Source organism: Pseudomonas sp. WC2, assembly GCF_050586545.1.
Taxonomy (GTDB): domain Bacteria; phylum Pseudomonadota; class Gammaproteobacteria; order Pseudomonadales; family Pseudomonadaceae; genus Aquipseudomonas.
The window spans coordinates 274,724-301,103 of sequence record NZ_JBOBDR010000001.1 but is presented as its reverse complement, the minus strand read 5'-3'; the positions used below and the strand labels follow the sequence as shown (position 1 = coordinate 301,103).

Annotated in this window: 23 protein-coding genes and 1 pseudogene; 8 read left to right on the top strand and 16 right to left on the bottom strand. The window is 60.5% G+C overall.

Annotated elements, in window-relative coordinates; genetic code table 11:
* Window positions 1-15: 15 nt before the first annotated feature.
* The 8 genes and pseudogenes from hisI (at window position 16) to ACQ4OE_RS01415 (ending at window position 5,054) form a co-directional block, all read left to right on the top strand.
* Complete coding sequence (hisI, locus tag ACQ4OE_RS01450) at window positions 16-417, top strand: phosphoribosyl-AMP cyclohydrolase (protein ID WP_430945403.1); 402 nt, start codon at window positions 16-18, stop codon at window positions 415-417.
* Complete coding sequence (locus ACQ4OE_RS01445; protein ID WP_007909355.1) at window positions 410-742, top strand: phosphoribosyl-ATP diphosphatase; 333 nt, start codon at window positions 410-412, stop codon at window positions 740-742. Before hisI ends, ACQ4OE_RS01445 begins: the two co-directional genes overlap by 8 nt.
* A 25-nt stretch (window positions 743-767) precedes the next feature.
* Window positions 768-1,049: a twin-arginine translocase TatA/TatE family subunit gene (locus ACQ4OE_RS01440; protein ID WP_122593949.1), complete on the top strand. Its 282-nt coding sequence runs from the start codon at window positions 768-770 to the stop codon at window positions 1,047-1,049.
* Window positions 1,050-1,059: 10 nt separating this feature from the next.
* Window positions 1,060-1,518, top strand: a complete 459-nt coding sequence (gene tatB, locus ACQ4OE_RS01435) for a Sec-independent protein translocase protein TatB (RefSeq protein WP_430945402.1) — start codon at window positions 1,060-1,062, stop codon at window positions 1,516-1,518.
* Window positions 1,515-2,306 carry a twin-arginine translocase subunit TatC gene (gene tatC, locus ACQ4OE_RS01430; RefSeq protein WP_430945401.1) on the top strand — a complete coding sequence of 264 codons (792 nt, stop codon included), beginning with the start codon at window positions 1,515-1,517 and terminating at the stop codon, window positions 2,304-2,306. Before tatB ends, tatC begins: the two co-directional genes overlap by 4 nt.
* Window positions 2,303-3,010, top strand: coding sequence for a 16S rRNA (uracil(1498)-N(3))-methyltransferase (locus tag ACQ4OE_RS01425; RefSeq protein WP_430945400.1), 708 nt, complete (start codon window positions 2,303-2,305; stop codon window positions 3,008-3,010). The genes tatC and ACQ4OE_RS01425 overlap by 4 nt, the downstream gene beginning before the upstream one ends.
* 127 nt (window positions 3,011-3,137) lie before the next feature.
* A pseudogene (locus tag ACQ4OE_RS01420) lies at window positions 3,138-4,199 on the top strand (methyl-accepting chemotaxis protein); the annotation flags it as partial.
* Window positions 4,182-5,054 carry a methyl-accepting chemotaxis protein gene (locus ACQ4OE_RS01415; RefSeq protein WP_370872646.1) on the top strand — a complete coding sequence of 291 codons (873 nt, stop codon included), beginning with the start codon at window positions 4,182-4,184 and terminating at the stop codon, window positions 5,052-5,054. The pseudogene ACQ4OE_RS01420 and the gene ACQ4OE_RS01415, both read left to right, overlap by 18 nt.
* Before the next feature lie 54 nt (window positions 5,055-5,108).
* Here ACQ4OE_RS01415 and ACQ4OE_RS01410 read toward each other — a convergent pair whose 3' ends face one another.
* The 16 genes from ACQ4OE_RS01410 to hutU form a co-directional block, all read right to left on the bottom strand.
* Window positions 5,109-5,843 (bottom strand): amino acid ABC transporter ATP-binding protein, encoded by a 735-nt coding sequence (locus ACQ4OE_RS01410; protein WP_095120739.1) that lies wholly within the window; start codon window positions 5,841-5,843, stop codon window positions 5,109-5,111.
* Complete coding sequence (locus ACQ4OE_RS01405) at window positions 5,836-6,795, bottom strand: amino acid ABC transporter permease (protein WP_430945399.1); 960 nt, start codon at window positions 6,793-6,795, stop codon at window positions 5,836-5,838. Before ACQ4OE_RS01405 ends, ACQ4OE_RS01410 begins: the two co-directional genes overlap by 8 nt.
* A 129-nt stretch (window positions 6,796-6,924) precedes the next feature.
* Window positions 6,925-7,722, bottom strand: coding sequence for a transporter substrate-binding domain-containing protein (locus ACQ4OE_RS01400; protein ID WP_007909335.1), 798 nt, complete (start codon window positions 7,720-7,722; stop codon window positions 6,925-6,927).
* Window positions 7,723-8,095: 373 nt separating this feature from the next.
* Complete coding sequence (gene mdoH, locus ACQ4OE_RS01395) at window positions 8,096-10,666, bottom strand: glucans biosynthesis glucosyltransferase MdoH (RefSeq protein WP_430945398.1); 2,571 nt, start codon at window positions 10,664-10,666, stop codon at window positions 8,096-8,098.
* Window positions 10,659-12,440, bottom strand: coding sequence for a glucan biosynthesis protein G (locus tag ACQ4OE_RS01390; protein WP_430945397.1), 1,782 nt, complete (start codon window positions 12,438-12,440; stop codon window positions 10,659-10,661). Before ACQ4OE_RS01390 ends, mdoH begins: the two co-directional genes overlap by 8 nt.
* Before the next feature lie 306 nt (window positions 12,441-12,746).
* Window positions 12,747-13,184, bottom strand: coding sequence for a D-aminoacyl-tRNA deacylase (gene dtd, locus ACQ4OE_RS01385; protein ID WP_122593956.1), 438 nt, complete (start codon window positions 13,182-13,184; stop codon window positions 12,747-12,749).
* Window positions 13,181-14,152 carry a prolyl aminopeptidase gene (gene pip / locus ACQ4OE_RS01380; RefSeq protein ID WP_430945396.1) on the bottom strand — a complete coding sequence of 324 codons (972 nt, stop codon included), beginning with the start codon at window positions 14,150-14,152 and terminating at the stop codon, window positions 13,181-13,183. Before pip ends, dtd begins: the two co-directional genes overlap by 4 nt.
* A 244-nt stretch (window positions 14,153-14,396) precedes the next feature.
* Window positions 14,397-15,200, bottom strand: coding sequence for an N-formylglutamate deformylase (gene hutG / locus ACQ4OE_RS01375; protein ID WP_430945395.1), 804 nt, complete (start codon window positions 15,198-15,200; stop codon window positions 14,397-14,399).
* A gap of 10 nt (window positions 15,201-15,210) precedes the next feature.
* Complete coding sequence (gene hutI / locus ACQ4OE_RS01370; RefSeq protein WP_430945394.1) at window positions 15,211-16,416, bottom strand: imidazolonepropionase; 1,206 nt, start codon at window positions 16,414-16,416, stop codon at window positions 15,211-15,213.
* A gap of 136 nt (window positions 16,417-16,552) precedes the next feature.
* Window positions 16,553-18,085, bottom strand: coding sequence for a histidine ammonia-lyase (gene hutH / locus ACQ4OE_RS01365; RefSeq protein WP_430945393.1), 1,533 nt, complete (start codon window positions 18,083-18,085; stop codon window positions 16,553-16,555).
* Between the two features lie 117 nt (window positions 18,086-18,202).
* Window positions 18,203-19,726 (bottom strand): HAL/PAL/TAL family ammonia-lyase, encoded by a 1,524-nt coding sequence (locus tag ACQ4OE_RS01360; protein ID WP_430945392.1) that lies wholly within the window; start codon window positions 19,724-19,726, stop codon window positions 18,203-18,205.
* Between the two features lie 141 nt (window positions 19,727-19,867).
* A complete protein-coding gene (locus tag ACQ4OE_RS01355) occupies window positions 19,868-20,698 on the bottom strand; it encodes a quaternary amine ABC transporter ATP-binding protein (protein ID WP_122593962.1) in 831 nt (276 codons plus the stop codon).
* Window positions 20,695-21,546 (bottom strand): ABC transporter permease, encoded by an 852-nt coding sequence (locus ACQ4OE_RS01350; RefSeq protein ID WP_007949591.1) that lies wholly within the window; start codon window positions 21,544-21,546, stop codon window positions 20,695-20,697. Before ACQ4OE_RS01350 ends, ACQ4OE_RS01355 begins: the two co-directional genes overlap by 4 nt.
* A gap of 83 nt (window positions 21,547-21,629) precedes the next feature.
* Entirely contained in the window at window positions 21,630-22,598 is a 969-nt protein-coding gene (locus ACQ4OE_RS01345; protein ID WP_430945391.1) for an ABC transporter substrate-binding protein, read from the bottom strand.
* A 69-nt stretch (window positions 22,599-22,667) separates the two neighbouring features.
* The gene (locus tag ACQ4OE_RS01340) at window positions 22,668-24,140 is read right to left on the bottom strand and encodes a purine-cytosine permease family protein (protein WP_430945390.1); all 1,473 of its coding nucleotides are present in this window, start codon (window positions 24,138-24,140) and stop codon (window positions 22,668-22,670) included.
* 153 nt (window positions 24,141-24,293) lie between these two features.
* Complete coding sequence (gene hutU / locus ACQ4OE_RS01335) at window positions 24,294-25,982, bottom strand: urocanate hydratase (RefSeq protein ID WP_064388899.1); 1,689 nt, start codon at window positions 25,980-25,982, stop codon at window positions 24,294-24,296.
* Window positions 25,983-26,380: the final 398 nt, after the last annotated feature.

Genomic DNA, 26,380 nt, shown 5'->3' with positions numbered 1-26,380 from the left:
CTGTCGGAGTCGAAAATGAACAACTGGCTGGACGAGATCAAATGGGACGCTGATGGCCTGGTGCCGGCGATTGCCCAGGATCACAAGACCGGACGCGTACTGATGATGGCCTGGATGAACCGCGAAGCGCTCGAACTGACCGCTGCGGAAAACCGTGCAATCTACTGGTCACGTTCCCGTGGCAAGCTGTGGCGCAAGGGCGAAGAGTCCGGCCATGTGCAGACCTTGCATGAGATGCGTCTGGACTGTGACGCCGACGTGATCATCCTGAAGGTTGAACAGATCGGCGAGATCGCTTGCCACACCGGCCGTCAAAGCTGCTTTTACCGCGTCTTCGAAAACGGCGACTGGAAAACCGTCGACCCGGTTCTGAAAGACCCGCACGCTATCTATTCTGCAGGACACAAACATGAGTGACACCCTGACCCGCTTGGCCGAAGTGCTCGAAGAGCGCAAAGGCGCAGCCGCCGACAGCTCGTATGTGGCTAGTCTGTATCACAAGGGTTTGAACAAGATTCTGGAGAAAGTCGGCGAAGAGTCGGTCGAAACCATCATTGCCGCCAAGGACGCCGCGATCAGTGGCGACTGCAGCGATGTGATCTACGAGACCGCCGACCTGTGGTTCCACAGCATGGTCATGCTCGCCCAACTGGGGCAGCATCCGCAGGCTGTGCTGGATGAACTGGATCGCCGCTTCGGCCTGTCCGGACACGTCGAGAAAGCCTCGCGCCCGTCCGCCTGAACAATTTTTAGAGAGGAACAGCAACATGGGCATTTTTGACTGGAAACACTGGATCGTCATTCTGGTAGTCGTGGTGTTGGTGTTCGGCACCAAGAAGCTGAAAAACCTCGGCACCGACGTTGGCGAGTCGATCAAGGGCTTCCGCAAGGCCATGAACGACGACGAAAAACCGACCGCTGATCCGACCGTGACACCTGCGCAGCCTGTGCCACCGGTTCAGCCGCAAGCCACCGCTCAGGCCAACCCGCCGCACACCATCGACGTGCAGGCGCAGAAAGTCGAAGAGCCGATCCGCAAAGACGTGTGAGCACTGACTAATGTTTGGTATCAGCTTCTCTGAACTGCTGCTCGTCGGCCTCGTTGCCCTGCTGGTGCTGGGCCCCGAGCGTCTGCCGGGCGCTGCGCGCACCGCTGGCCTGTGGGTCGGCCGGCTGAAGCGCAGCTTCAACGCGATCAAACAGGAAGTTGAACGTGAAATCGGTGCCGACGAGATTCGTCGGCAACTGCACAACGAGCACATTCTGTCGCTGGAGCAAGAGGCGCGGAAGATTTTCAACCCGGTTCAGCAAGAGCCGACGCCAGTTGAGCATGTGGGTCAGCAGACGATTCATGCGCCAACCGCGCCCGTTACGCCAGCACCGGCACCCGCTGCCGTTGTAGCGCCGACAGAACCGGCGCCGCCCGTTTCGGAACATTCTGTTGAACACGTTGCGCCAACCGCCGCGCCGATCACACCCGCGCCTCACGACACCACTCTGCCGCCGCGAGCCCCATGAGCGATCTCCCCGAAAACGACCAGCACATGCCGCTGGTTTCGCACCTCACCGAGTTGCGCACCCGCCTGCTGCGTTGTGTGGCGGCGATCTTCATCATCTTCGCCGGGTTGTTTGCCTTCACCCAGCAGATCTACACCTTCGTCTCAACGCCGCTGCGCCAGTATCTGCCGGTCGGCGCGACGATGATCGCCACCGATGTGTCGTCGCCATTCCTGACGCCGCTGAAGCTGACGATGATGGTCTCGCTGTTCCTCGCGATCCCGGTGATCCTGCACCAGATCTGGGGCTTTATCGCGCCGGGCCTGTACAAACACGAGAAGCGTGTTGCGGTGCCGCTGCTGGTTTCCAGCATCCTGCTGTTCTACACCGGCATGGCGTTCGCCTATTACTTCGTGTTCCCGCTGATCTTCAAGTTCTTCGCCGCCGCCACCCCGGCCGGTGTGGAAATGATGACCGACATTGCCAGTTACCTCGATTTCGTCATGACGCTGTTCTTCGCCTTCGGCGTGGCATTCGAAATCCCGGTGGCCGTGGTGCTGCTGGTGTGGATCGGCGTGGTTGACGTCAAATACCTGAAGAAAATCCGCCCTTACGTGATCATCGGCTGCTTCGTGGTCGGCATGATCCTGACACCGCCGGACATCTTCTCGCAGACCCTGCTGGCCGTGCCGATGTGGATGCTGTTTGAAATCGGCATTCTGTTCGGTGGTTTGATCAGCAAGCGCGAACGCCCGGATGAAACCCCGGCCGACGATCACAACGACCAGCCGCCAGCGACCCAGGCATGAACCTGCTGTTGCTCGAAGAGGCCGATTTCATTGCGGCCGACCGTGTGGTGCTGCGTGATCGCCGCCTGACGCACATGCAGGAAGTCCACCGCTCGGAAGTCGGTGACAGCCTGCGTGTCGGGCGCATCAATGGGCTGATGGGCTCGGCTGAATTGCTGCGCCTTGAAGCGGGTGAGGCCGAATTGCGCGTCACCCTCGATCAGCCGCCACCGGCCAAACTGCCACTGACCCTGGTGCTGGCTCTACCCCGCCCGAAAATGCTCCGTCGGGTGTTTCAGACCGTGGCGACCATGGGCGTGTCGAAGGTGATTCTGGTCAACAGCTACCGGGTCGAGAAGAGTTTCTGGCAGACGCCGTTTCTCGAACCCGAAGCCATTCGTGAGCAGTTGATCCTCGGCCTCGAACAAGCGCGCGACACGGTGCTGCCGGAAATCATCATTGAAAAGCGCTTCAAGCCGTTCGTTGAAGATCGCCTGCCCGCCATCGCTGAAGGCACTCTCGGCCTGGTCGGTCATCCGGGCAACTATCCGCCGTGCCCACGCGCGCTCAGTGAGCCAGTAACCTTGGCCATCGGTCCCGAAGGTGGCTGGATTCCTTACGAAATCGATCTGCTGAGCAAATCCGGCCTGCAACCGGTGCAACTGGGCGAACGCATCCTGCGCGTAGAAACCGCCGTCACTGCCCTCCTCGCGCGGCTCTTCTAAACCGCTAGCGGGGGCGCTTGCTCCCTCGCCGGAATCTCCTGACTTCCCGGACAAATGGCGTTACAGATTGCCATCACTCAGCCGATAACCTCGCCATAAGTCCAATTAGTGGTCGGGGAGTTGTCGCATGTACCGTTGGTTAGCCGAGAATCTTGGAAACGTCAGCGTTAAACGCAAGCTGGGCATCGGCTTCGGCCTGGTGCTGTTGCTGACGCTGTTGATCACCTTCACCGGCTGGACCGGCATGAGCGGCATCATCAGCCGGGGCGACAAGCTCGGGTACATCTCCAGCCTCAATGAGTACAGCAAGGACCTGCGTCTGGCCCGCGTCGACTACGATGCGCGCCGTGGCGAACAAGGCCCCGGCCTAGTCAACGACATGCTCGGCAAACTCGACAGCGGTCTGCAAACCGCGCGCACGCTGATCGAACAGCCGTCCGACATCGCCATGGTCGACCAGCAATTGGCCGCCGTTGCCGAATACAAACGCGCCTTCGCCGACATGGTCCAGGCCACCACGCAACGCGAAGACGCCCGCAGCAAACTCGGCGCGAATGCCGACAACGCCGTGGCCAAAGTCGCGGAAGTTGAAAAAGCCATGCTGCAGGGTGACAGCATCGCGCAATACAACAACGTGATTGAACTGAGCAAACTGCTGCAACAGGCGCGCTATCAGGTGCGCGGCTATACCTACAGCGGCAAGGCCGAGGCCGAGCAGCCAGCACTCGACGCCATCGAAAACGTGCTGAAATACCTGGAAAGCCTGCCGGCAAAATTGCCAGATCAACACGCTGCCAGCCTGCAACAAGCCAGCGATTCGATGAAGGCCTATCGCGCCGCCGTCGGCCAGTTCCGCGACTCGCAAACCGCGAACGCTAAAGCGCTGGCACGCATGGCCGCTCAAGGTGACATCCTGCTCGACGTCAGTAAGAAGCTGACCATTTCCCAAACCGTGGTGCGCGACACCGACGCCGCACACGCGAAGAACATGCTGATCATCGCCTCCCTGCTGGCCGTCGCGTTCGGTCTGCTCGCCGGCTGGGCAATCACTCGCCAGATCATCATTCCGCTGAACCAGACCCTGAAAGTCGCCGAGCGCGTGGCCGCCGGCGACCTGACCCACAATCTGGTGTCCTTGCGCCGCGACGAACTCGGCCAGTTGCAACGCTCGATGCAGAGCATGACCCAGGGCCTGCGCGAATTGATCGGTGGAATCAGCGACGGCGTCACCCAGATCGCCAGCGCTGCCGAAGAGTTGTCGGCGGTGACCGAGCAGACCAGCGCCGGGGTCAACAATCAAAAGATCGAGACCGATCAGGTCGCCACCGCCATGAACGAAATGGCCGCTACCGTGCAGGAAGTCGCGCGCAACGCTGAAGAAGCTTCCGAAGCCGCTGTGGCCGCTGACCAACAGGCCCGCGAAGGTGACAAAGTGGTCGGCGAAGCCATCGCGCAGATCGAGCGTCTGGCCGTTGAAGTGGGTCACTCCACCGAAGCCATGGGCGAGCTCAAGCGCGAAAGCGACAAGATCGGCAGCGTCCTCGACGTGATCAAATCGGTGGCCCAGCAAACCAACCTGCTGGCCCTCAACGCCGCCATCGAGGCCGCGCGTGCCGGTGAAGCCGGGCGTGGTTTCGCCGTGGTCGCCGACGAAGTCCGCAGCCTTGCCCAGCGCACGCAGAAGTCCACCGAAGAGATCGAAGAGCTGATCGTCGGCCTGCAAAACGGCACCCAGCAAGTGGCGACGATCATGGACAACAGCCGCACCCTCACCGACAGCAGCGTCGAGCTGACCCGTCGTGCCGGCGGTTCGCTGGAAAGCATCACGCGCACCGTGTCGGCAATTCAGGCGATGAACCAGCAGATTGCTGCAGCGGCCGAGCAGCAGAGTGCAGTGGCTGAAGAGATCAACCGTAGCGTGCTGAATGTGCGGGATGTGTCGGATCAGACATCGGCGGCGAGTGAAGAGACCGCAGCGTCCAGCGTTGAGCTGGCGCGTCTGGGCACGCACCTGCAGACGCTGGTCGGTCGATTCAAGGTCTAGCCCAACGATCGTTCCCACGCTCTGCGTGGGAACGATCAGCGAGGGCCGCTGCTTTTAAAGAACCTGACGCAGGAAAGCCTGAGCGCGCGGATCCTTCGGTGCATCAAAGAATTCCGCCGGCGCCGCATCTTCCAGCAGCTTGCCGTGATCAAAGAACAACACCCGATCCGCCACTTCCCGGGCAAAGCCCATTTCGTGGGTGACGCAGACCATGGTCATGCCTTCCACGGCCAGGTTTTTCATCACGTCCAGCACTTCGCCAACCATTTCCGGGTCGAGTGCCGAGGTTGGCTCATCGAACAACATCACCTTCGGCTCCATCGCCAGCGCCCGGGCAATCGCCACGCGCTGTTGCTGACCGCCGGACAGGCGTGACGGAAACTCGTTGGCCTTCTGTGCAATACCGACCTTTTGCAGCAATTCCATGGCCTTGGCTTCGCGCTCTTTCTTGCCGCGCTTGCGCACGACTTTCTGCGCCAGACAGAGGTTTTCCAGCACGGTCATGTGCGGGAACAGGTTGAAATGCTGGAACACCATGCCGACTTCGCGGCGGTAGGCGTTGACGTCGGTTTTCGGGTCGGCCAGCTGCAGGCCGTCGATGCTCACCGAGCCGGAATCGAATTCTTCCAGGCCATTGAGGCAGCGCAGGAAGGTCGACTTGCCTGAGCCCGACGGGCCGATCACCACCAGCACTTCGCCCTTGGCCACCGTGGTGCTGACGTTATCCACCGCGCGCACCACTTGCCCACGGGTGTCGAAGACTTTTACCAGATCGCGGACTTCAATCACTTTGCGCGAGCCTCCGCTCAAGCCGGCTGGCGATTTTCGACAGCGGCAGGTTGATCAACAGGTACAGGCCGGCGACGCAAAACAGAATTTCGAACGGCGAGAACGAGGTGGTGATGACTTCACGGCCGCTTTTCAGCAGTTCGGTGATGGCGATCACCGACACCAGCGAGGTGTCCTTGACCAGACTGATGAACTGCCCGGCCAACGGCGGCAGCACGCGCTTCAGCGCTTGCGGCAGCACCACGTGGCGCATCGACTGGCCGGCACTCAGACCCAGCGAACGCGCCGCTTCGTTCTGACCACGGGCGATCGACTGCACGCCGGAACGGATGATCTCTGCCACATAAGCGCCAGTGAACAGCGACAGCGCGGCGATCCCGGCGAACTCGCGGGACAGGTTCATTACCGTGCCGATGAAGAAGTAGAAAATGAAAATCTGCACCAGCAACGGCGTGCCGCGCACCAGTTCGACGTAGATGGTCGAGAGGTCGCGCAGGGTCGGGTTGTTCGACAGACGGCACAGGCCGGTCACGAGACCGATCAGCAACCCCAGAATCCCCGACACCACCGACAGCCAAAGCGTCGTCCACAGCCCCCACAACAGCGGTCCTGCCGCCCAATGTCGGGTGACGCCCACGACGTCGCCTTCAGCCACATCGTCGCCCTGAGCGAATTGCAGGCTGTTCTCGTCGACGCTCAGGTGCTGCTCGTCACCGCCGTCGTTGCGCAGAGTGACGACAGCGCTGCCACCCTTGCGCACCACCTCAGTGACGGTGGAAATGTCCGTGGCACGCTGGGATTCCTCGGCCTGATAGGCAAAGTACTGCGGCACGCGGTTCCAGCGCCATTCGTAGGACATCAGCGACGTCGCGTAATACAACGCGCCGGCCAGGCCGACCAGCACCAGCACGGTGAGGACGTGCCAGGGCCATTGGGCTTTTTTCTGTTTCATTGCAGGTTCCGGATTTTGTGTTGCTCTGGAGGGCCTCTTCGCGAGCAGGCTCGCTCCCACATTGGAACGCATTCCCCTGTGGGAGCGAGCCTGCTCGCGAATGGGGCGACTCGGTCTATCTGACCGGGCTTATTCCATGTCCTTGAGCCACTCGGTGCTCTTGAACCACTTGTCATGGATGCGATCGTAGGTGCCGTCTTCGTGGATCTGGTGCAGGAAGTTGTTGATGAAGTTAATGCTGTCGTAGTCACCCTTCTTCAGACCAAACGCCAATGGCTCGTAGGTGAACGGTTTGTCGAGGAACACCAGTTTGCCGGCGCCGACCTTGGTCACCGCGACCACGTTGTACGGCGCGTCGTAGATGAAGGCGTCAGCCTTGCCGTTGACCACGTCGAGCACGGCTTCCTGCTCGTTGTCGTAGCCGTGGTATTTGGCTTTGGAGATCAGCTTCTTGGCGACCATTTCACCAGTGGTGCCGAGCTTGGAGGTGATGCGGTAGTCGGCGGTGTTCAGGTCTTTGTAGGACTTGATGGTGCCTTCCAGCTCTTTGCGGATCAGCAGGGTCTGGCCGACCACGATGAACGGTTCGCTGAAGTTCAGGCGCAGGTTGCGTTCCTGAGTCAGGGTCATGCCGCTGCCGATCATGTCGAACTTGTCGGTCATCAGCGCCGGGATGATGCCGTCGTAACCGGTCGAAACCAGTTCCAGTTTGACGCCCATGGCCTTGGACATGGCCTTGAGGATGTCGACTTCAAAGCCGATGATTTCGCCGCGCTTGTTGGTCATTTCGAACGGCATGTAGGTCGGATCCATACCGACTTTCAACGTGCCACGCTTGACCGCGTCATCGATTGCGCCAGCCTGCGCCGCATTGACTGCAACCAGTGCCGTGACGCCGACCAGCAGCATCGACAGATACTTCTTCATCTTCAAGTCCCCAAAACCATTGCGTGTGCGGCGCGAAAACCAACAGTGAAGGGCAAAAAAGCCCGGGTGCGCCAATTCGGGGACGGATGCTAACGCACTCGTTTTTTTGCACAAGGTTTAATGGACGATTTGTTTAACAATCAAGGGCTACCCCCCTCACCCCAACCCTCTCCCCCAAGGGGGCGAGGGGGAAAGGGAGCAGATCGGGGAATATTCAAAACTTGAGTTCGACTCGATATCTCAAGTCGGCGTATCTCGAATATTCAACGCGATCGGTCCCCTCTCCCTCAGGGAGAGGGATAGGCGGGCGGCGTTCCGATGAGGGGCTTTTCAGCAGGCAAAAAAAACCCCGCAACATCGCGGGGTTTGTTTATCAGGCCGGTTGCGCCTGCAGGTTCACCGGTTGCAGCGGCAGCAACGGCGCATGGGGATCGGCTTTCACCGAAGCGCGCCATGCATCCAGCCACTCAGCGTGACCTTCGGCCCAGACCTGCTCATGCAAACGCGCCAAGGCAACAGGGTCGCTCAGCAATTGCAGACGATCATGGTTATTCAGCCCGGCCGGGCCAACCTTGATCGCGTGACGCACACGTTCCTGACGCAGCCACTCGATCGGCTCGGCCTGACCGTGACGCGAGGTCGCCAGCGAGCACGCCAGAGCGTTCTGCTGTGGATCGACCACCGCGCGGACAAAACCGTCGTTGAGGGCGTGGTAACGATTTTCGTGGGTGTACTGATCAGTCGCCAGCAGCGCCTGCGGCGGATTGTATTCCTCAGGGATGAGGAACAGGCTCTCGTCACGGGACTTCAGGCCCAGACCGACACGGCTGGAAATCACCGACACCGGGATCGACAGCATCAGCGAACCGACAATCGGCACCAGCCACCAGAGGAAGCTCGGGTTCAGCCAGATCACCAGCAGCGCCCAGCAGAAACCCAGCAGGGTCTGCGGACCGTGGCGTTTGACCGCTTCGCTCCAAGGCGTCGAGTCGTCATCACGCTGCGGCGAGTTCCAGGTCGCGGCCCAGCCGAGGAACGCGGCGAGGACGAAACGGGTGTGGAAAATCATCCGCACCGGCGCCAGCAGCATGGAGAACAGCATCTCCAGCAGCATCGACAGGGTCACCTTGAACTTGCCGCCGAACTCTTTCGCGCCTTTGGCCCAGATCAGGATGATGCTCAACAGTTTCGGCAGGAACAGCAGCACGATGGTCGTCGAGAACAGCGCAATCGCCTTGTCCGGGTGCCATTGTGGCCACAGCGGATAGAGCTGACGCGGTTCAAGGAAGTACTGCGGCTCCATCAATGTGTTCACCGCCAGCAGCGCAGTCGACAACACGAGGAAGAAGAACCACAACGGCGCCGACAGGTACGACATCACGCCGGTGAGGAACACCGCACGGTGCACCGGGTGCATGCCTTTGACCAGGAACAGGCGGAAGTTCATCAGGTTGCCGTGGCACCAGCGACGGTCGCGCTTGAGTTCGTCGAGCAGGTTCGGCGGCAGTTCTTCGTAGCTGCCCGGCAAGTCGTAGGCAATCCACACGCCCCAACCGGCACGGCGCATCAGTGCGGCTTCAACGAAGTCGTGAGACAGAATCGCACCGGAGAACGCGCCTTTACCCGGCAACGGCGCCAAGGCGCAGTGGTCGATAAACGGCTTCATGCGGATGATCGCGTTGTGACCCCAGTAATGGGATTCACCCAACTGCCAGAAGTGCAGGCCAGCGGTAAACAGCGGGCCGTACACGCGGGTCGCAAACTGCTGCATGCGCGCATAGAGAGTGTCCATGCCCGACGCACGTGGCGCGGTCTGGATGATCCCGGCGTCCGGCGTGGCTTCCATCAAACGCACCAGACTGGTCAGGCACTCGCCGCTCATCACCGAGTCGGCGTCGAGTACGACCATGTACTTGTAGTCACCGCCCCAACGACGGCAGAAGTCGTCGAGGTTGCCGCTCTTGCGTTTCACACGACGGCGACGACGGCGATAGAAGATCTTGCCGAAGCCTTTGGCTTCGCGGCAGACGTCCAGCCAGGCCTGTTGCTCGGCCACGCAGATGTCGGTGTCGTTACTGTCGCTGAGGACGAAGAAGTCGAAACGATCCAGATCACCAGTGGCCGCGACCGATTCGAACGTTGCACGCAGACCGGCGAATACGCGCGGTACGTCTTCGTTGCAGATCGGCATCACCAGCGCGGTACGGGCGTCTTTGGCAATCGGCTCGTTGCCGGCGCTTTTGCCGGAGATACGGTATTTATCGTGACCGGTGAGCAACTCGAGGAAGCCCATCAGCGCCGTCCAGAAACCGGCCGAGACCCAGCAGAACAGAATCCCGAACAGAATCAGAATGCTGGTTTGCAGCGCATACGGCAGCACTTGCGTGGCGGTTTGCAGCAGCGGTTGATGCAAGACTTCGTCGAGATCGACGAACGACCAGCCCTGATACGGCATGATGCCTTTCATGTACCAGCCAGCGACGATGGTCTGGCCAAGCATCAGCAGCAAAAGAATGTAGCGACGGATCGAACCAACGGTGCGCCAGCGCGCGGCCGGCAGGACGTTTTCGTCCTTGGGCGGCTGCGGCGGGTTGGTGCGACCGGTCATACGGCGCCAGCCACGCACCAGAATATTGGTGCGCCATGGCTCCGGTACAACCTTGGTGCGGCGAATCGGCGGCGTTGCTTTCAGACTGACGCGACCGCTGGCATCAAGCACCAGCATCTCCGCTTCTTCCAGCTGTTCGGCAGTGCTCAGGACCAGGCGCTTGCCCACCGAAGCCTGGGCGGCTTCGGCAGGTGCGTCGAATGTCGAGGACGACAGGCGTTCATGCAGCTCGCTGAACGACTGGCAGCCCGCGAGTTCCGCGCGCTGCTCGTCGGTCATCGGCAGATGCGCCAGATACTCGGACAGAGTCTCTGGCTGTACTTGAGAGTTACTCATCGGCAGGCAACTGATAGCTCCAGGTCTCGGTCAGGACTTCTTCAGTCGGTGCCGATTCCAGTGTGGCTGGGGCCGCGTCGGCAGCGGCTGGCTGCTTGGCGTCTTTGTTGGCCTTGTCCTTGGCATCTACCGCTGGCTTGGCGTCGGCCTGTTTGGCCTCGGCTGCCTTGGCTTCCTTGTCGAGTTTCTCTTGTTGCTTGGCGGCAACCTTGTCGGCCTTGGCGACGGACGAGTTGGACGCCGGCACCGACTTCGCCAGATCAGCGGTCACGACCGGCTGAACCAGAGCGGCACGCATCTCGGTCGACTTGCTCGCGTCTTTGATCTTCATGCGAAGGGTCAAGCGCCAGCCCTTGGTTTCCGGGTTGTAGCGCACACTGTTCTCAACCAGTTCGGCGTTGTCGCCAACACTGACTTGACTGCGCACGTCGGCATCCGGGGTCAGCGCGGCCAGCGACGGACCTTCGAAGTCGACCAGATAGGCAACGCTGCCATCCGGCTGACGGATCAGGTTCGATTGCTTGACGTCACCGGTCGAACGCAGAGTCTGCGAAACCCAGGCGCTGTCCGGCGCGTGAATCGCCGCTTCGTCCATGGTCCAGTGCATGCGGTAAGCGAAGTCCAGTGGCTGACCCGGCTCCGGCATTTTTTCCGGGCTCCAGAACGCAACGATGTTGTCGTTGGTTTCGTCGGCGGTCGGAATCTCTACCAAATCAACGGTGCCCTTGCCCCACTCGCCCTTCGGCTCGATCCAGGCGCTTGGACGCTTGTCGTAGCGGTCGTCGAGGTCTTCGTAGTGGCTGAAGTCGCGGCCACGTTGCAGCAGACCGAAACCACGCGGGTTCTCGATGCTGAAGTTGCTCACGGCCAGGTGTTTCGGGTTGTTCAGTGGGCGCCAGATCCACTCGCCGTTGCCGGCATGGATCGACAGACCGCTGGAGTCGTGCAGTTCACGACGGTAGTTGAGGACTTTCGACGGCTGGTTGGCGCCGAACAGGAACATGCTGGTCAGCGGTGCGATGCCCAGTTTGCCGACCTTGTCACGCAGGAACATCTGCGCTTTGACGTCGACAATGGTGTCGCTGCCCGGACGCAGGATCAGACGGTAGGCACCGGTGGCACGCGGCGAATCCAGCAGCGCGAAGATCACCAGGTGCTTGTCACCCGGCTTCGGCTGTTGAATCCAGAACTCGCGGAAACGCGGGAATTCTTCGCCCGACGGCAGCGCAGTATCAATCGCCAGACCACGGGCCGAGAGGCCGTAGGTGTGGCCCTTGCCGACAACGCGGAAATAACTCGCGCCGAGCATGGTCATGATTTCGTCTTGCTTGTCGGCCTTGTTGATCGGGTACAGCACACGGAAACCGGCATAGCCCAGTTGTTCGGTGGCTTTCGGATCAAATTTCAGGTCGCCGAAATCGAAGCGCGTCGGATCGTATTTGATCTCTTCGACGGTGTTCGCCGTGATTTCGTTGATTTTCACCGGCGTATCGAAGTGCATACCCTGGTGATAGAAGGACAGTTTGAACGGGGTCTTCTGATCAGCCCACTCAGCCTTTTCGGTGAGGAAGCGGATTTTCTGATAGTCCGCGAACTTCATGTCGCGGAATTCGTTCGGCAGGTTGCTGCGCGGGGCTTCGAACTTCTGCCCGGCCAGTTCCTTAGCCTTCGCCGATACATCGTCAAGATTGAACGCCCAAAGCTGACCGGCGCTGAGCAGGCACAGGAGCGCCGAACCCGCTACCAGAGCACTTCGCACGCGTTTGGCAGACATTTTTGCTGCATTACAGGGACTAACAATCACGAGCAACCCTCGCCGAAAACAGATCAATAAACCAACGGCCAGCTATCTATATGCCAGGTTGGCGAGCATTGTTCCGACTCCGCTGGGGCAAAATGATTCCCCAATCGGATTCGGACAAGTCTCTACCTAAGTCAAAAATGGATCAGCGAACGCTAATCCCAGTGCGCGCGATTATCTAGTAGCCCGCATGACAACGCATCAGGGGTAACAAAGTATTTATCGCGAAAAATGCCCGTTTTCAGTCGAAAAGCCCTTGAAATGATGTTTCAAGCGCTTTCAGGTCTGTAACAGGAAGGTTACCGGCCCATCATTGACCAAGTGCACCTGCATATCCGCGCCGAATCTACCTGATGCCACAGTGCCATGCACCTGTTTCGCTTTGCTTAATAGATAGTCGAATAATTCCTCGCCCAGCGCCGGAGGGGCCGCTGTCGAGAAACTCGGACGCAACCCGCTTTTGGTGTCGGCAGCCAGAGTGAACTGAGAGACCAGCAGCAACCCGCCGCCAACATCCGCCAAGGACAAATTCATCTTGCCCTCGGCGTCGCTGAATACCCGATAGTTAAGCAGCTTATGCAGAAGTTTGTCGGCGCTGGCACGCGTGTCGTCGGGTTCGACCGCCACCAGCACCAACAAACCTTGATCGACCGCGCCTACGACCTCGCCTGCCACTTCAACCCGCGCACCGCGTACGCGTTGTAAAAGCCCCTTCATGCTTCTTCGGGCGGTAGATCGAGCAGGCGCTGAGCCATGTTGCCCGCCGCGCGTACCAGTGCATCGGTAATGCCCGGTTCAGACGCGGCGTGGCCGGCGTCGCGGATCACCTGCAGTTCGCTGTTCGGCCAGGCTTGATGCAGCTCCCATGCATTGTCCAGCGGGCAGATCACGTCGTATCGACCGTGGATGATCACGCCGGGCAAATGGGCGATCTTGCCCATGTCGCGAATCAATTGGTTCGGCTCAAGGAAAGCATTGTTAGTGAAGTAGTGGCATTCGATCCGCGCGATCGACAGGGCGCGCTGCGGCTCGGAGAAACGATCGACCACCAGCGGGTTCGGCCGCAGGGTCGCGGTGCGCCCTTCCCAGGTCGACCAGGCCTTCGCCGCGTGCATCTGGGCGATCTGGTCGTTGCCGATCAGGCGTTTGTGGAAAGCGCTGAGCAGGTCATCGCGCTCGTCCAACGGGATTGGCGCGATGTAGTCCTGCCAGTAATCGGGGAACAGACGGCTGGCGCCGGCCTGATAGAACCACTCGATTTCCTGCGGACGGCAGAGAAAGATCCCGCGCAGGATCAGACCGTGAACACGCTCAGGATGGGTCTGCGCGTAAGCCAGCGCCAGGGTCGAGCCCCACGAGCCGCCGAACAGCACCCATTTATCGATGCCAAGATGTTTGCGGATGCGCTCGAGGTCGGCGACCAGCTCCCAGGTGGTGTTGTTTTCCAGACTGGCGTGCGGCGTGGAGCGTCCGCAACCGCGCTGGTCGAAGGTGACAATGCGATAAAGGTTCGGATCGAAATAGCGACGGCTCTGCGCGTCGCAACCGGCGCCGGGGCCGCCGTGGATGAACACAACCGGCAAACCCTCCGGTGAACCGCTTTCGTCGACGTACAGCGTATGGGTGTCATCGACAGCCAGATCGTGCCGGGCGTGAGGTTTGATCTGCGGAAACAAAGTCTGCATTGCGCGCTCCGTAAGGGGTCGAGGTCATCCCTGGGGGGACTTCTATTATTCTGCCGTAGGGCATCATAAACCCGATTTACGTCAATGAGCATGCCTGTGGACTTGATCGTTCCCACGCTCTGCGTGGGAATGCCTCTTGGGACGCTCCGCGTCCAGTGACGCGGAGCGTCACGGGCTGCATTCCCACGCAGAGCGTGGGAACGATCAAAAGATCGCAGCCTTCGGCAGCTCCTACAGGGGTGGATCAGCCGGTGTAGTGAGACTTTGCCCAGGCCAGATAGCCTTGCAGCAATTCCTTGAGCACCACCCGCGTCGGCTCGGCCAGGTCGGCGCGATAGCGGAACGGTTCGAACTCTTCCATGTAGGTGCTCTGACACAGCTCCAGTTGCACGGCGTGGATATTCTCAGCCGGGTTGCCGTAATGACGGGTGATGTGGCCGCCCTTGAAGCGCCCGTTGAGCACATGGCTGTAATCGCCGTGGCGCGCGCAGATGGCTTCCAGTTGCGTGGCCAATTGCGGATCACAACTGGCGCCATTGAAGGTGCCGAGGTTGAAGTCCGGCAGCTTGCCGTCGAACAGGTGCGGGATGATCGAGCGGATCGAGTGCGCATCGAACAGCAGTGCATAACCGAACTCGGCCTTCAGCCGCGCCAGTTCTTCCTGAAGGGTGCGGTGATACGGCGTCCAGATCTGCTCAAGGTAAGTCGCGCGCTGCTCTTTCGATGGCTCGTGTCCTTCGCGAAACAAGGGAATGCCATCGAACAACGTCGCCGGGTACAAACCGGTGGTCGCGCCGGCGTACAGCGGCTTATCGTCGGACGGCCGATTCAGGTCGATGACAAATCGCGAATACTCGGCGGCCAACGTGCTGGCACCCAGTTCTTCGGCGAAGTCGTACAGCAGCGGAATGTGCCAGTCAGTGTCCGGCAGGCTCTTCGCGTCCGGAATCAATCCGGCCTCGACCGCAGGCGTCAGGCGCAAACCGGCGTGGGGCATGCTGATCAGTAGCGGTACGCGACCTTGTTTGAAGTTCAGAACCTTATCCACAACCGCTCTCCTACAGACTTGATTCGACGCCGTGACGGACGACGCGTTTGTCCAGCTCACCACCCAGCCAATAGGCCAGGTCCGCCGGACGATCGATGTGCCAGGCAACGAAATCCGCCACCTTGCCGACTTCCAGTGAACCGTGGGTGGCAGCCATGCCCAGCGCTTGTGCGGCGTGAATCGTCGCGCCAGCCAAGGCTTCTTCCGGGGTCATGCGGAAACAGGTGCAGGCCATGTTCAACATCAGCCGCAACGACAGCGCCGGCGAGGTGCCGGGGTTAAGGTCGCTGGCGATGGCGATTTTCACCTTGTGCTTGCGCAGTGCGTCCATCGGCGGCAACTGGGTTTCGCGCAAGAAGTAGAACGCACCCGGCAGCAGCACCGCGACAGTGTCGGCTTCGGCCATGGCGATGGCGTCGGCCTCGTCCATGAACTCCAGATGATCGGCGGACAACGCCTTATAGCGCGCGGCAAGGCTGGAGCCGTGCAGCGACGACAACTGCTCGGCGTGCAGCTTCACTGGCAGTCCGAGTTTTTGCGCGGCGATAAACACGCGCTCGACCTGCTCCGGAGAGAACGCCAGGTATTCGCAGAACGCGTCCACGGCATCGACCAGACCTTCGGCGGCGAGCGCGGGGAGCATTTCGTTGCAGACCAGATCGATGTAATCGTCGGCGCGATCCTTGTATTCAGGCGGCAGCGCGTGAGCGGCCAGACAGGTGCTGCGCACGCTGATCGGCAACTCTTTCTGCAGACGACGGATGACTCGAAGGATTTTGCGTTCGTTGACCAGATCGAGGCCGTAGCCGGACTTCATTTCGACCGTGGTCACGCCGTCGCGCATCAGGCTTTTCAGGCGTTTGGCGGCGCTGGCGAACAGTTCGTCTTCAGTCGCTTCGCGCGTCGCGCGCACGGTACTGGCGATACCGCCGCCGGAGGCTGCGATTTCCGCATAGCTGACACCTTGCAGACGCTTTTCGAATTCGCCGCTGCGATTACCGCCGAACACCGTGTGGGTGTGGCAGTCGATCAGGCCGGGGGTGACCCACGCGCCTTGCAGATCATTGACCGCCGGGTATTCGCCGGACGGCAATTGATTGCGCGGGCCGATCCACTCGATGAGGGCACCGGACGTCACGATGGCCGCGTCCTCGATGATCGAATAGACGCCGTGCGCCATGGTTGCGACGTGGCAGTGTTGCCAGAGGGTTTTCACTGTTGGCCTCCGTTGTGTTTGGTGATCGTTCCCACGCTCTGCGTGGGAATGCCTCTAGGGACGCTCCGCGTCCAGTGACGCGGAGCGTCATGGGCTGCGTTCCCACGCGGAGCATGGGAACGATCAGTGTGTAGGGTTAAAGGCTAGGCAAAAGCTTCGCCGAAACCAGCTCAGTCAGACACCGCGAAGCCAACAGCTCAGTCGCCGCATTGATGTCCGGCGCAAAAAAGCGGTCCTTCTCATAAAACGGTACTTCCTTACGCAGAATCGCCCGCGCCTGCTCAAGCTTCGCCGAAGTCTTCAGACCGTTACGCAGATCCAGCCCCTGCACCGCCGCCAGCCATTCCACGGCGAGAATCCCGCGAGTGTTTTCAGCCATTTCCCACAAACGCTTGCCCGCAGCAGGCGCCATCGACACGTGGTCTTCCTGGTTAGCCGAAGTCGGCAGACTGTCCACCGAATGCGGATGCGACAACGCTTTGTTCTCGCTGGCCAACGCCGCAGCGGTCACCTGCGCAATCATGAATCCGGAATTCACGCCGCCATTGGCCACCAGGAACGGCGGCAGTTGCGACATGTGCTTGTCCATCATCAGCGAGATGCGGCGTTCGCTCAGCGAGCCGATTTCGGCGATGGCCAGAGCCATGTTGTCAGCGGCCATGGCCACCGGTTCGGCGTGGAAGTTGCCGCCGGAAATCACGTCGCCTTCGGCGGCGAAAACCAGCGGGTTGTCGGAAACGGCGTTGGCCTCGACGGCCAGCACTTCAGCGGCCTGACGGAACTGGGTCAGGCAGGCACCCATCACTTGCGGCTGGCAACGCAGCGAGTACGGATCCTGAACCTTCTCGCAGTTCTGGTGCGAGTCGGAGACTTCGCTGCGCTCACCGAGCAGGTCGCGATAAGCGGCAGCAGCGTCGATCTGACCTTTCTGGCCGCGCGCCGCGTGAATGCGCGCATCGAATGGCGAACGCGAACCCAGAACGGCTTCAACGGTAAGGCCGCCCAGCGCCAAGGCGCCAGCGAACAGATCTTCACCTTCGAACAAACCACGCAGAGCAAATGCAGTAGAAACCTGAGTACCGTTGAGCAGCGCCAGACCCTCTTTAGCCGCTAAAGTCAGCGGCGTCAGACCGGCGATTTTCAGCGCTTCAACAGCCTCCATCCACTCGCCTTTGTAGCGCGCCTTGCCCTCGCCCAGCAGCACCAGCGACATGTGCGCCAACGGTGCCAGATCGCCGGAAGCGCCGACTGAACCTTTCAGCGGAATGTGCGGATAAACCTCGGCGTTGATCAGCGCGATCAGCGCATCGATCACCACGCGGCGGATGCCGGAGAAACCACGGCTGAGGCTGTTGACCTTGAGCACCATGATCAGTCGCACCAAGTCATCGCTGATCGGCTGGCCGACACCGGCGGCGTGGGACAACACCAGCGAGCGCTGCAGGTTTTCCAGGTCTTCGCTGGCAATGCGCGTCGAGGCCAGCAGGCCGAAACCGGTGTTGATGCCGTAGGCGGTGCGGTTCTCGGCGAGGATCTGCTCGACGCAGGCAACACTGGCTTCGATCTGCGCCGAGGCGCTGTTGTCGAGGCTCAGTTTGACCGGGTTCTGGTAGACGTCACGCAGTTGGGCCAGGCTCAGTTGGCCGGGAATCAGGTTCAGCGCAGTCATTAAAATGCTCCTTTTGAGAGTTTGTTATTAACTACCAGTCGCTCCGGAGCATTCCGTTATCCGTCGCCTCTCGCCTTCTGAGCGATCCGCGCCTTGGCACGCTGGTATGGGTAGTTGTCAGTGCAAATTCGGTAAAACGTTGTGCGGCAGATTCGGGTTTTTCAACACGCTCGCAGCGGCAGCGATGTCCGGCGCCAGCCAGCGATCCTGATCGTAGGCCGGGACTTTTTCGCGCAGCAGTCGCCAAGCGATATCGGTGCCCGCGCCGAAGCGCTGTTCCTTGAGAAACTCAAACGCCTGCGCCGCCAGCAGGTACTCGATGGAGAGGATCTGCGTGCAGTTTTCCAGCGCGCGATGCAGCTTCAGCGCGGCGTTGGTGCCCATGCTCAGATGATCTTCCTGCAAGCCGGAAGTGATGTAGTTGTCGAGCACCGCCGGTTGCGCCAATTGACGGTTTTCTGCGCACAGCGACGCGGCGACGTATTGCACGATCATCATCCCGGAGTTCACCCCCGGATTGGCCACCAGAAACGCCGGCAGACCGCTGACGTGCGGGTTGACCAGGCGATCCAGACGCCGCTCGGCAATCGAGCCGATTTCGGCCATGGCAATCGCCAACAAATCGGCCGCCATCGCCACCGACTGGCCGTGCGGATTGGCTTGCGACATCACTCGGAAATTGTCCGGCGTGCCGAGCAGCAGCGGGTTGTCGGTGCAGCCGTTGAGTTCGGCTTCGACCTGTTTGATCGCGTGGTCGAGCTGATCACGCGCGGCGCCGTGGACTTGCGGGATCGACCGGATGCTCAGCGCATCCTGGGTGCGAATGCCTTTGCTCGACGCGATCACTTCGCTGCCGTCGAGCAACGCGCGCAAATTGCTGCCGACCTGCTGCATGCCCGGGTGCGGTTTCAGCGCGATGATCTCGGCGTCGAACGCATCGATCTGGCCGCGTTGCGCTTCGAAGCTCATCGCACCGATGACGTCGGCCCATTGCACCAGTCGCGTGGCATCGGCAATCGCCAGACAGCTGAGACCGGTCATGCATGGCGTGCCGTTGACCAGACACAAACCGTCCTTCGCCCCGAGCAGCACCGGTTGCAAACCTTCTTCGGCCAGCGCCTGTTGCGCCGAGGTGATCTGCCCGCGATAGCTGACATTGCCAACGCCGAGCAGCGTGATGCCGATGTGCGCCATGTGGGTCAAATAACCCACCGAACCTTGCGACGGCACTTGCGGGGTGATGCTGCGGTTGAGCAGCGCCAGCAGCGCTTCGACGACCCGCCGGTGAATGCCGGATTTGCCATGGCTGTAGTTGTGAATGGCGGCGCAGATGACCGCGCGGGTCTGCTCGTCGGCGAGTACAGGACCGACGCCGCAGGCGTGGCTGAGCAAGGTGTTGCGCGAGAGCTGGCTGAGTTGTTCGTCTTTAAGCGAGACGTTGGACAAACCGCCCAGGCCGGTGTTGACGCCATAGGCGCGCTCGCCGCTTTCGACGATGCGTTGGACGATGCTCTGCGCATTTTCGATGCGCGCCCAAGTGTCGCTCGACAACTCGAGAAGCGCGCCGTGACGGGCGACGGCAACCACGTCCTGCCAACGCAGAGGGGCGCCGGTGATAACGATTTTTTCAGCCTGGGACATCTAAAAAACCTCTTGAACAAGATCGTTCCCACGCTCTGCGTGGGAATGCCGCCTGGGACGCTCCGCGTCCGATTTCTGCTCTGTGCAGGGTGACGCGGAGCGTCACGGGATGCATTCCCACGCAGAGCGTGGGAACGAGCGTCAGACCACCGCCGCCCGCCGCTGCACAAACCGGTCAACATACTCATCCGCCGGCGAATGCAGGATCTCTCTCGGTGTACCCACCTGAATCAACTTCCCATCCTTGAGAATCGCAATGCGGTTGCCGATACGCACCGCTTCGTCGAGGTCGTGGGTGATGAACACGATGGTCTTGTGCAACGTCTTTTGCAGCTCAAGCAACTGGTCCTGCATCTCGGCGCGGATCAGCGGATCGAGGGCACTGAACGCTTCGTCCATGAGGATGATGTCGGTGTCTGCCGCCAAGGCCCGAGCCAGACCAACACGCTGACGCATGCCGCCGGAGAGCTGGTGCGGGTATTTGTTCTCGTAGCCTTTGAGGCCCACGGTGTTGATCCAGTGCAGCGCGCGTTCCGAGCACATCTGCTTGCTCTCGCCGCGCACTTTCAAGCCGTAAGCGACGTTCTCCAGCACGCTCTTGTGCGGCAGCAGGCCGAAGCTCTGGAACACCATGCTGATCTTGTGCCGGCGAAATTCGCGCAGGGCGTCCATGTCGTATTGCAGGATGTCCTCGCCATCGACAAGGATCGCGCCGCTGGTCGGGTCGATCAGCCGATTGAAGTGACGCACCAACGTCGATTTGCCGGAGCCGGACAGGCCCATGATCACGAAGATCTCGCCGGTGCCGATGCTCAACGACAGATCGTTAACGCCGACCACGCAACCGGTTTCGCTCAGCACCTGATCCTTGGTCTTGCCCTGGCCGACCATGGCCAGCGCGTCCTTGGCGCGGTTGCCGAAAATCTTGAAGACGTTTTTGACCTCGATCTTGCTCACGGTTGCGTTGCTCATTTGCTCACCTCATGCCGTGGCCGACCGTACGCCTGAGTAATGCGGTCGATGACCACTGCGAGAATCACGATCGCCAGACCGGCCTCAAGACCACGTCCGACGTTGAGGGTCTGAATCCCCACCAACACATCTTCACCCAAGCCACGGGCGCCGATCATCGAGGCGATCACCACCATCGACAGGGCCATCATCGTGGTCTGGTTGATCCCGGCCATGATGCTCGGCAGTGCCAACGGCAATTGCACGCCGAACAGTTGCTGCCAGCGGTTGGCACCGAACGCATTGATCGCTTCCATCACTTCGCCGTCGACTTGGCGGATACCCAGATCGGTCAGGCGAATCAGCGGCGGCGCGGCGTAGATCACCGTGGCGAAAATCGCCGGGACCTTGCCCAGACCGAACAGCATCAGCACCGGGATCAAGTACACGAAACTCGGCATGGTCTGCATGATGTCGAGTAGCGGCATCAGCACCGAACGCAGGCGATTGCTGCGCGCCGAGAGAATCCCTAGCGGAATGCCGATCAGCACCGAAATGATCGTCGCGACCATCATCAGCGCCAGGGTCTGCATGAGCTTGTCCCACAAGCCGACAGCGCCAACGAGGAACAACAGGCCGACGATGACCGCCGTCGTCACGACTTTGCGCGTGGCGTGCCAGGCGACCACACCGACGATCGCCAGCATCAACCACCACGGCGCTGCGCGCAGCAGGCCTTCGAGGTTGACGATGGCCCACAGCAGGGTGTCAGAGATATGGCGGAACACATCACCGTAGTTGGTGACCAGCGAATCGACCCAACCGTTGACCCAGTCGGCGATGGAGAAGGTAAAGCTCTCGGGAAACATAAGCGGCTCTCAATCAGAAATCTCAATCAAGCGTTTACGGCATATCTCCCGGCCAGCCTCACGGTTGACCGGGAGGTATCGACCTACAGCGCCGCGTCGATTTTCTTGGCTGCGTCTGCACTGACCCACGCATGCCAGACCTCAGGATGTTCCTTGAGGAAGATTTTCGCCAGTTTCGGCGACTCGATACGCTCCTTGGCCATGCGGCCGAGGTTCTGGTTGAGCAGGTCGATCGGCAGGTTGACCTTTTCCAGCACGGCGACCAGTTCCGGGGCTTCGTCGTGGAAGGTCTTGGACAGGCCGACCTTGATGCTCAGGGTCTTGTTTTCACCCGCTTTCTCTTCGAGCTTGACCGCGTCGATCTGGCCCATCAGCGGCGTCGGCGACCAGTAGTAGAAGAGGATCGGCTCGCCACGCTTGTAGCTCGACAGCACGGCCGCATCCAGTGCCGGACCAGTGCCCGGACGGAAGTTGGTGTAGCTGTTTTCCAAGCCGTAGCTTTTCAGCATTTCGCTGTTGTCGAGTTCGCAGGTCCAGCCGGCCGGGCAGTTGTAGAAACGTCCCTTGGATGGCTCTTCCTGATCCTTGAACACGGCGGCGTACTTGCCCAGATCAGCGATGTTTTTCAGGTCCGGGGCTTTGGCTTCCAGCTTGCGCTTGGCATCGCCTTCGATCACATAGCGCGGCACGTACCAGCCTTCAACGGCGCCCACCACCGGCGCACCGACACCGATCACCTTGCCGGCCTTCTCGGCCTTGTTCCAGACCTCGCTGCGGCCCACCCACTCTTCGGCGAACACTTGAATGTCGTTGCTGCTCAGGGCGTTTTCCATGGTGATGGAGTTGCCCGGCAGGCTGTCGGTCTTGCAGTCGTAGCCTTTCTCCAGAACCACTTGCAGGACGTCGGTCAGCAACATGCCGCTTTCCCAGTTCAGCCCGGCAAATTTCACCGGTTTGCCCGATTCGCACCAGCCGGCGGCCTGGGTCGCGCCGGCACTGGCCAACAGGCCCACGGACAGCAATGTGGTCAGCAGGGTCTTGTTCGATTTCATTGTCGTGACGCTCCTAATCATGAATTGGCTTACGGCAGTCAAGAGGCATCCAGCCCTGTCCACGTCCAATCAGGCCTGCGCCGCAGCGCGACCGGCCCCGCTTGTTTCGGGTTGTACAACGCTGTTCTGCTCGACCGGCAGAATCAGTTGATCGGGTATCGCGCTGTGCCATTTTCTTGCGCACACGTAGTAGACGGCGGCCGGCAGCACCAGGCCGATGATCCAGGAGATATCCACATCACCGAGGGCGGCCACCAGCGGACCGGTGTAGAACTTGGTGGAGATGAACGGCAGCTGCACCAGCACGCCGAACACATAGACGCTGATACCGAGCAGGTTCCAGCGACCGTAGCGACCGTTCGGATTAGCCAGTGCCGGCACGTCGTAACGCTCACGGGTAATGCAGTAGTAGTCGACCAGGTTGATCGCGCTCCACGGAGTGAAGAACGCGAGCAGGAACAGGATGAAAGACTTGAACGCACCGAGGAACGAGTGCTGGCCGAGCAGCGCGATCAGGGTCGCCGTGCCGACGATCACCAGCACAAACACCAGACGCTGCAGGCGTGTAACCGTCAGATGACCTTTGAAACCACTGATGATGGTCGCGATGCACATGAAGCTGCCGTAGGAGTTCAGCGTCGAGATGGTCACCTTGCCGAACGCGATGCTGAAGTACAGCAGCGCGGCGGTGGCACCGGTGCCGCCCAGGCCGACGATGTAAGCGACTTCGTGACCGGCGAATTGACCGTTGGCCGAGGCGGCAGCAAAGACGCCGAGAATCATCGCCACTTGCGCGCCAACCACTGAACCGGCACCGGCGGCGAAGAAGGTTTTCACCGCCGAAGTGTTGCTCGGCAGGTAACGGGAATAGTCAGCCACGTAAGGGCCGAACGCGATCTGCCAGGAGGCCGCGAGCGACACCGCGAGCAGGAAGCTGCTCCAGCTGAAATGACGGATTTGCAGGAGTGCGCCGACGTCGGTCTGGCTGATCAGACGCCAGAAAAGGAACACGAACGCGATCACACCAATGATGCTGGCAACACGGCCGATCCAGTGGATCACCCGATACCCGAGCACCGTGACCAACACAATGACGCTGGCGAAAATCAGGATGCCAACGCTGTCGCTGACGTTAAACAGCTGACCCAGCGCCTGACCGGAAAGCACGGTGCCGGTCGCGGTGAAACCCAGGTACATCAGGCACACCAGGACGATAGGGATTGCCGCGCCATAAACGCCAAACTGCACGCGGCTGGAAATCATCTGCGGCAGACCGAGTTTCGGCCCTTGCGCGGCATGCAGCGCCATCACCCCGCCGCCGAGCAATTGCCCGATCAACAGACCGATCAACGACCAGAACACATCACCACCGAGCACCACGGCCAAAGCCCCGGTGACGATTGCGGTAATTTGCAGGTTGGCACCCATCCACAGGGTGAACTGGCTAAACAGACGACCGTGTCTTTCCGCTTCCGGGATGTAGTCGATCGAACGCCTTTCGATCAACGGTTTGTTGCTTGCACGATCGGTGTTGACAGCCATGATTCAACCTCTGTGGATTGTTTTTCGAGTTCACTGAGCGTCTGCGCACTACTGTGGGAGCGAGCCTGCTCGCGAAGGCCTCAGCACATCCTGAATGAATGTTCACTGACACACCGCTTTCGCGAGCAGGCTCGCTCCCACAGGGTTTTGCGTTTATTTACCGGTAATCATCGGCAAGTTCAGGCCCTGTTCCTTGGCGCAGTCGATGGCGATCTGGTAACCGGCATCGGCGTGACGCATAACACCGGTAGCCGGGTCGTTGTGCAGCACGCGTGCAATGCGCTCGGCCGCTTCGTCAGTACCGTCGCAAACAATCACCATGCCCGAGTGCTGCGAGAAGCCCATTCCAACGCCGCCGCCGTGGTGCAGGGAAACCCAGGTCGCGCCGCTCGCGGTGTTCAGCAGAGCGTTGAGCAGTGGCCAGTCGGACACAGCGTCGGAACCGTCCTGCATCGATTCGGTTTCACGGTTCGGGCTGGCCACCGAGCCGGAGTCGAGGTGGTCGCGACCGATGACGATCGGCGCCGACAGCTCACCGCTGCGCACCATCTCGTTGAACGCCAGCCCGAGCTTGGCGCGCAGACCCAGACCGACCCAGCAGATACGTGCCGGCAGACCCTGGAAGCTGATGCGCTCGCGGGCCATGTCCAGCCAGTTGTGCAGGTGGGCGTCATCCGGGATCAGTTCTTTGACCTTGGCGTCGGTTTTGTAGATGTCTTGCGGATCGCCCGACAGCGCCGCCCAACGGAACGGGCCGATGCCACGGCAGAACAGCGGACGGATATAAGCCGGTACAAAACCCGGGAAGTCGAAGGCGTTTTCGACGCCTTCTTCCTGCGCCATCTGACGGATGTTGTTGCCGTAGTCGAAGGTCGGAATGCCTTGCTTCTGGAACTCCAGCATGGCTTTGACGTGTACCGCCATCGACTGCTTGGCGGCTTTGATCACAGCGGCCGGCTCGGTCTTGGCCCGGGCGCGGTATTCGTCCCAGGTCCATCCGGCAGGCAGGTAACCGTTGAGCGGGTCGTGGGCGCTGGTCTGGTCGGTAACCATGTCCGGGCGTACGCCGCGCTTGACCAGTTCCGGGAGGATTTCTGCGGCGTTACCCAGCAGGGCAATGGATATCGCCTTGCCTTCTTTGGTGTATTTGTCGATGCGTGCCAGGGCGTCGTCGAGGTCTTTGGCTTGCTCGTCGACGTAACGGCTTTTCAGACGGAAATCGATGCTCACTTGTTGGCATTCGATGTTCAGCGAGCACGCGCCAGCGAGGGTTGCGGCCAGAGGTTGTGCGCCGCCCATGCCACCCAAACCGGCGGTCAACACCCACTTGCCGGTCAGGTTATCGTTGTAGTGCTGGCGACCGGCTTCAACGAAGGTTTCGTACGTGCCTTGAACGATGCCCTGGCTGCCGATGTAGATCCAGCTGCCGGCGGTCATCTGGCCGTACATGGCCAGGCCTTTAGCGTCGAGCTCGTTGAAGTGTTCCCAGCTCGCCCAGTGCGGCACGAGGTTGGAGTTGGCGATCAGTACGCGCGGGGCGTTGCTGTGGGTCTTGAACACGCCGACCGGCTTGCCGGATTGCACCAGCAGGGTCTCGTCGTCATTAAGATTGGTCAGGCTTTCGACGATTTTGTCGTAGCACTCCCAGTTACGCGCGGCACGACCGATACCACCGTAGACCACCAGCTCTTTCGGGTTCTCGGCGACTTCCGGGTCGAGGTTGTTCATCAGCATGCGCAGCGGCGCTTCGGTCAGCCAGCTCTTGGCGGTCAGCTTGTTACCGCGGGCGGCACGGATTTCAACATTGCGAACCTTGGTAGGTTTCTGGGTATTGTCAGTCACGAAAAAGACTCCTCAGCGATCAATTCAAACCAACCCTGGCAGTGGGCAAGCAGCCTGTGCGCGTCGATGCGCGACAAGCGAATCAGTGGACGCTGCGGAGAGTCTCGAGCGACTCATACGCATACGTCTTTACTTGTACATACAAGCATATGCAATCAAGCGGCCAACTTGCTGGAGGGGCGTTCAAGAAAAAACGCGGACAAGGCTGGCGGGCGCCTGAATCAAGGGTTCAGGCGTGGATGAAATTTTTCGCGGAGAGATTTTGTGCGGTCGGGGGCTTGGTTGGGTGAGCGCGGTTTTGCGCCACGCTGGGGCGTTCGGTAACAAGTTGGTGCGGGGGTGGAAACAGGACCTGATCGTTCCCACGCTCTGCGTGGTAACGCCGCCATGGACGCTCC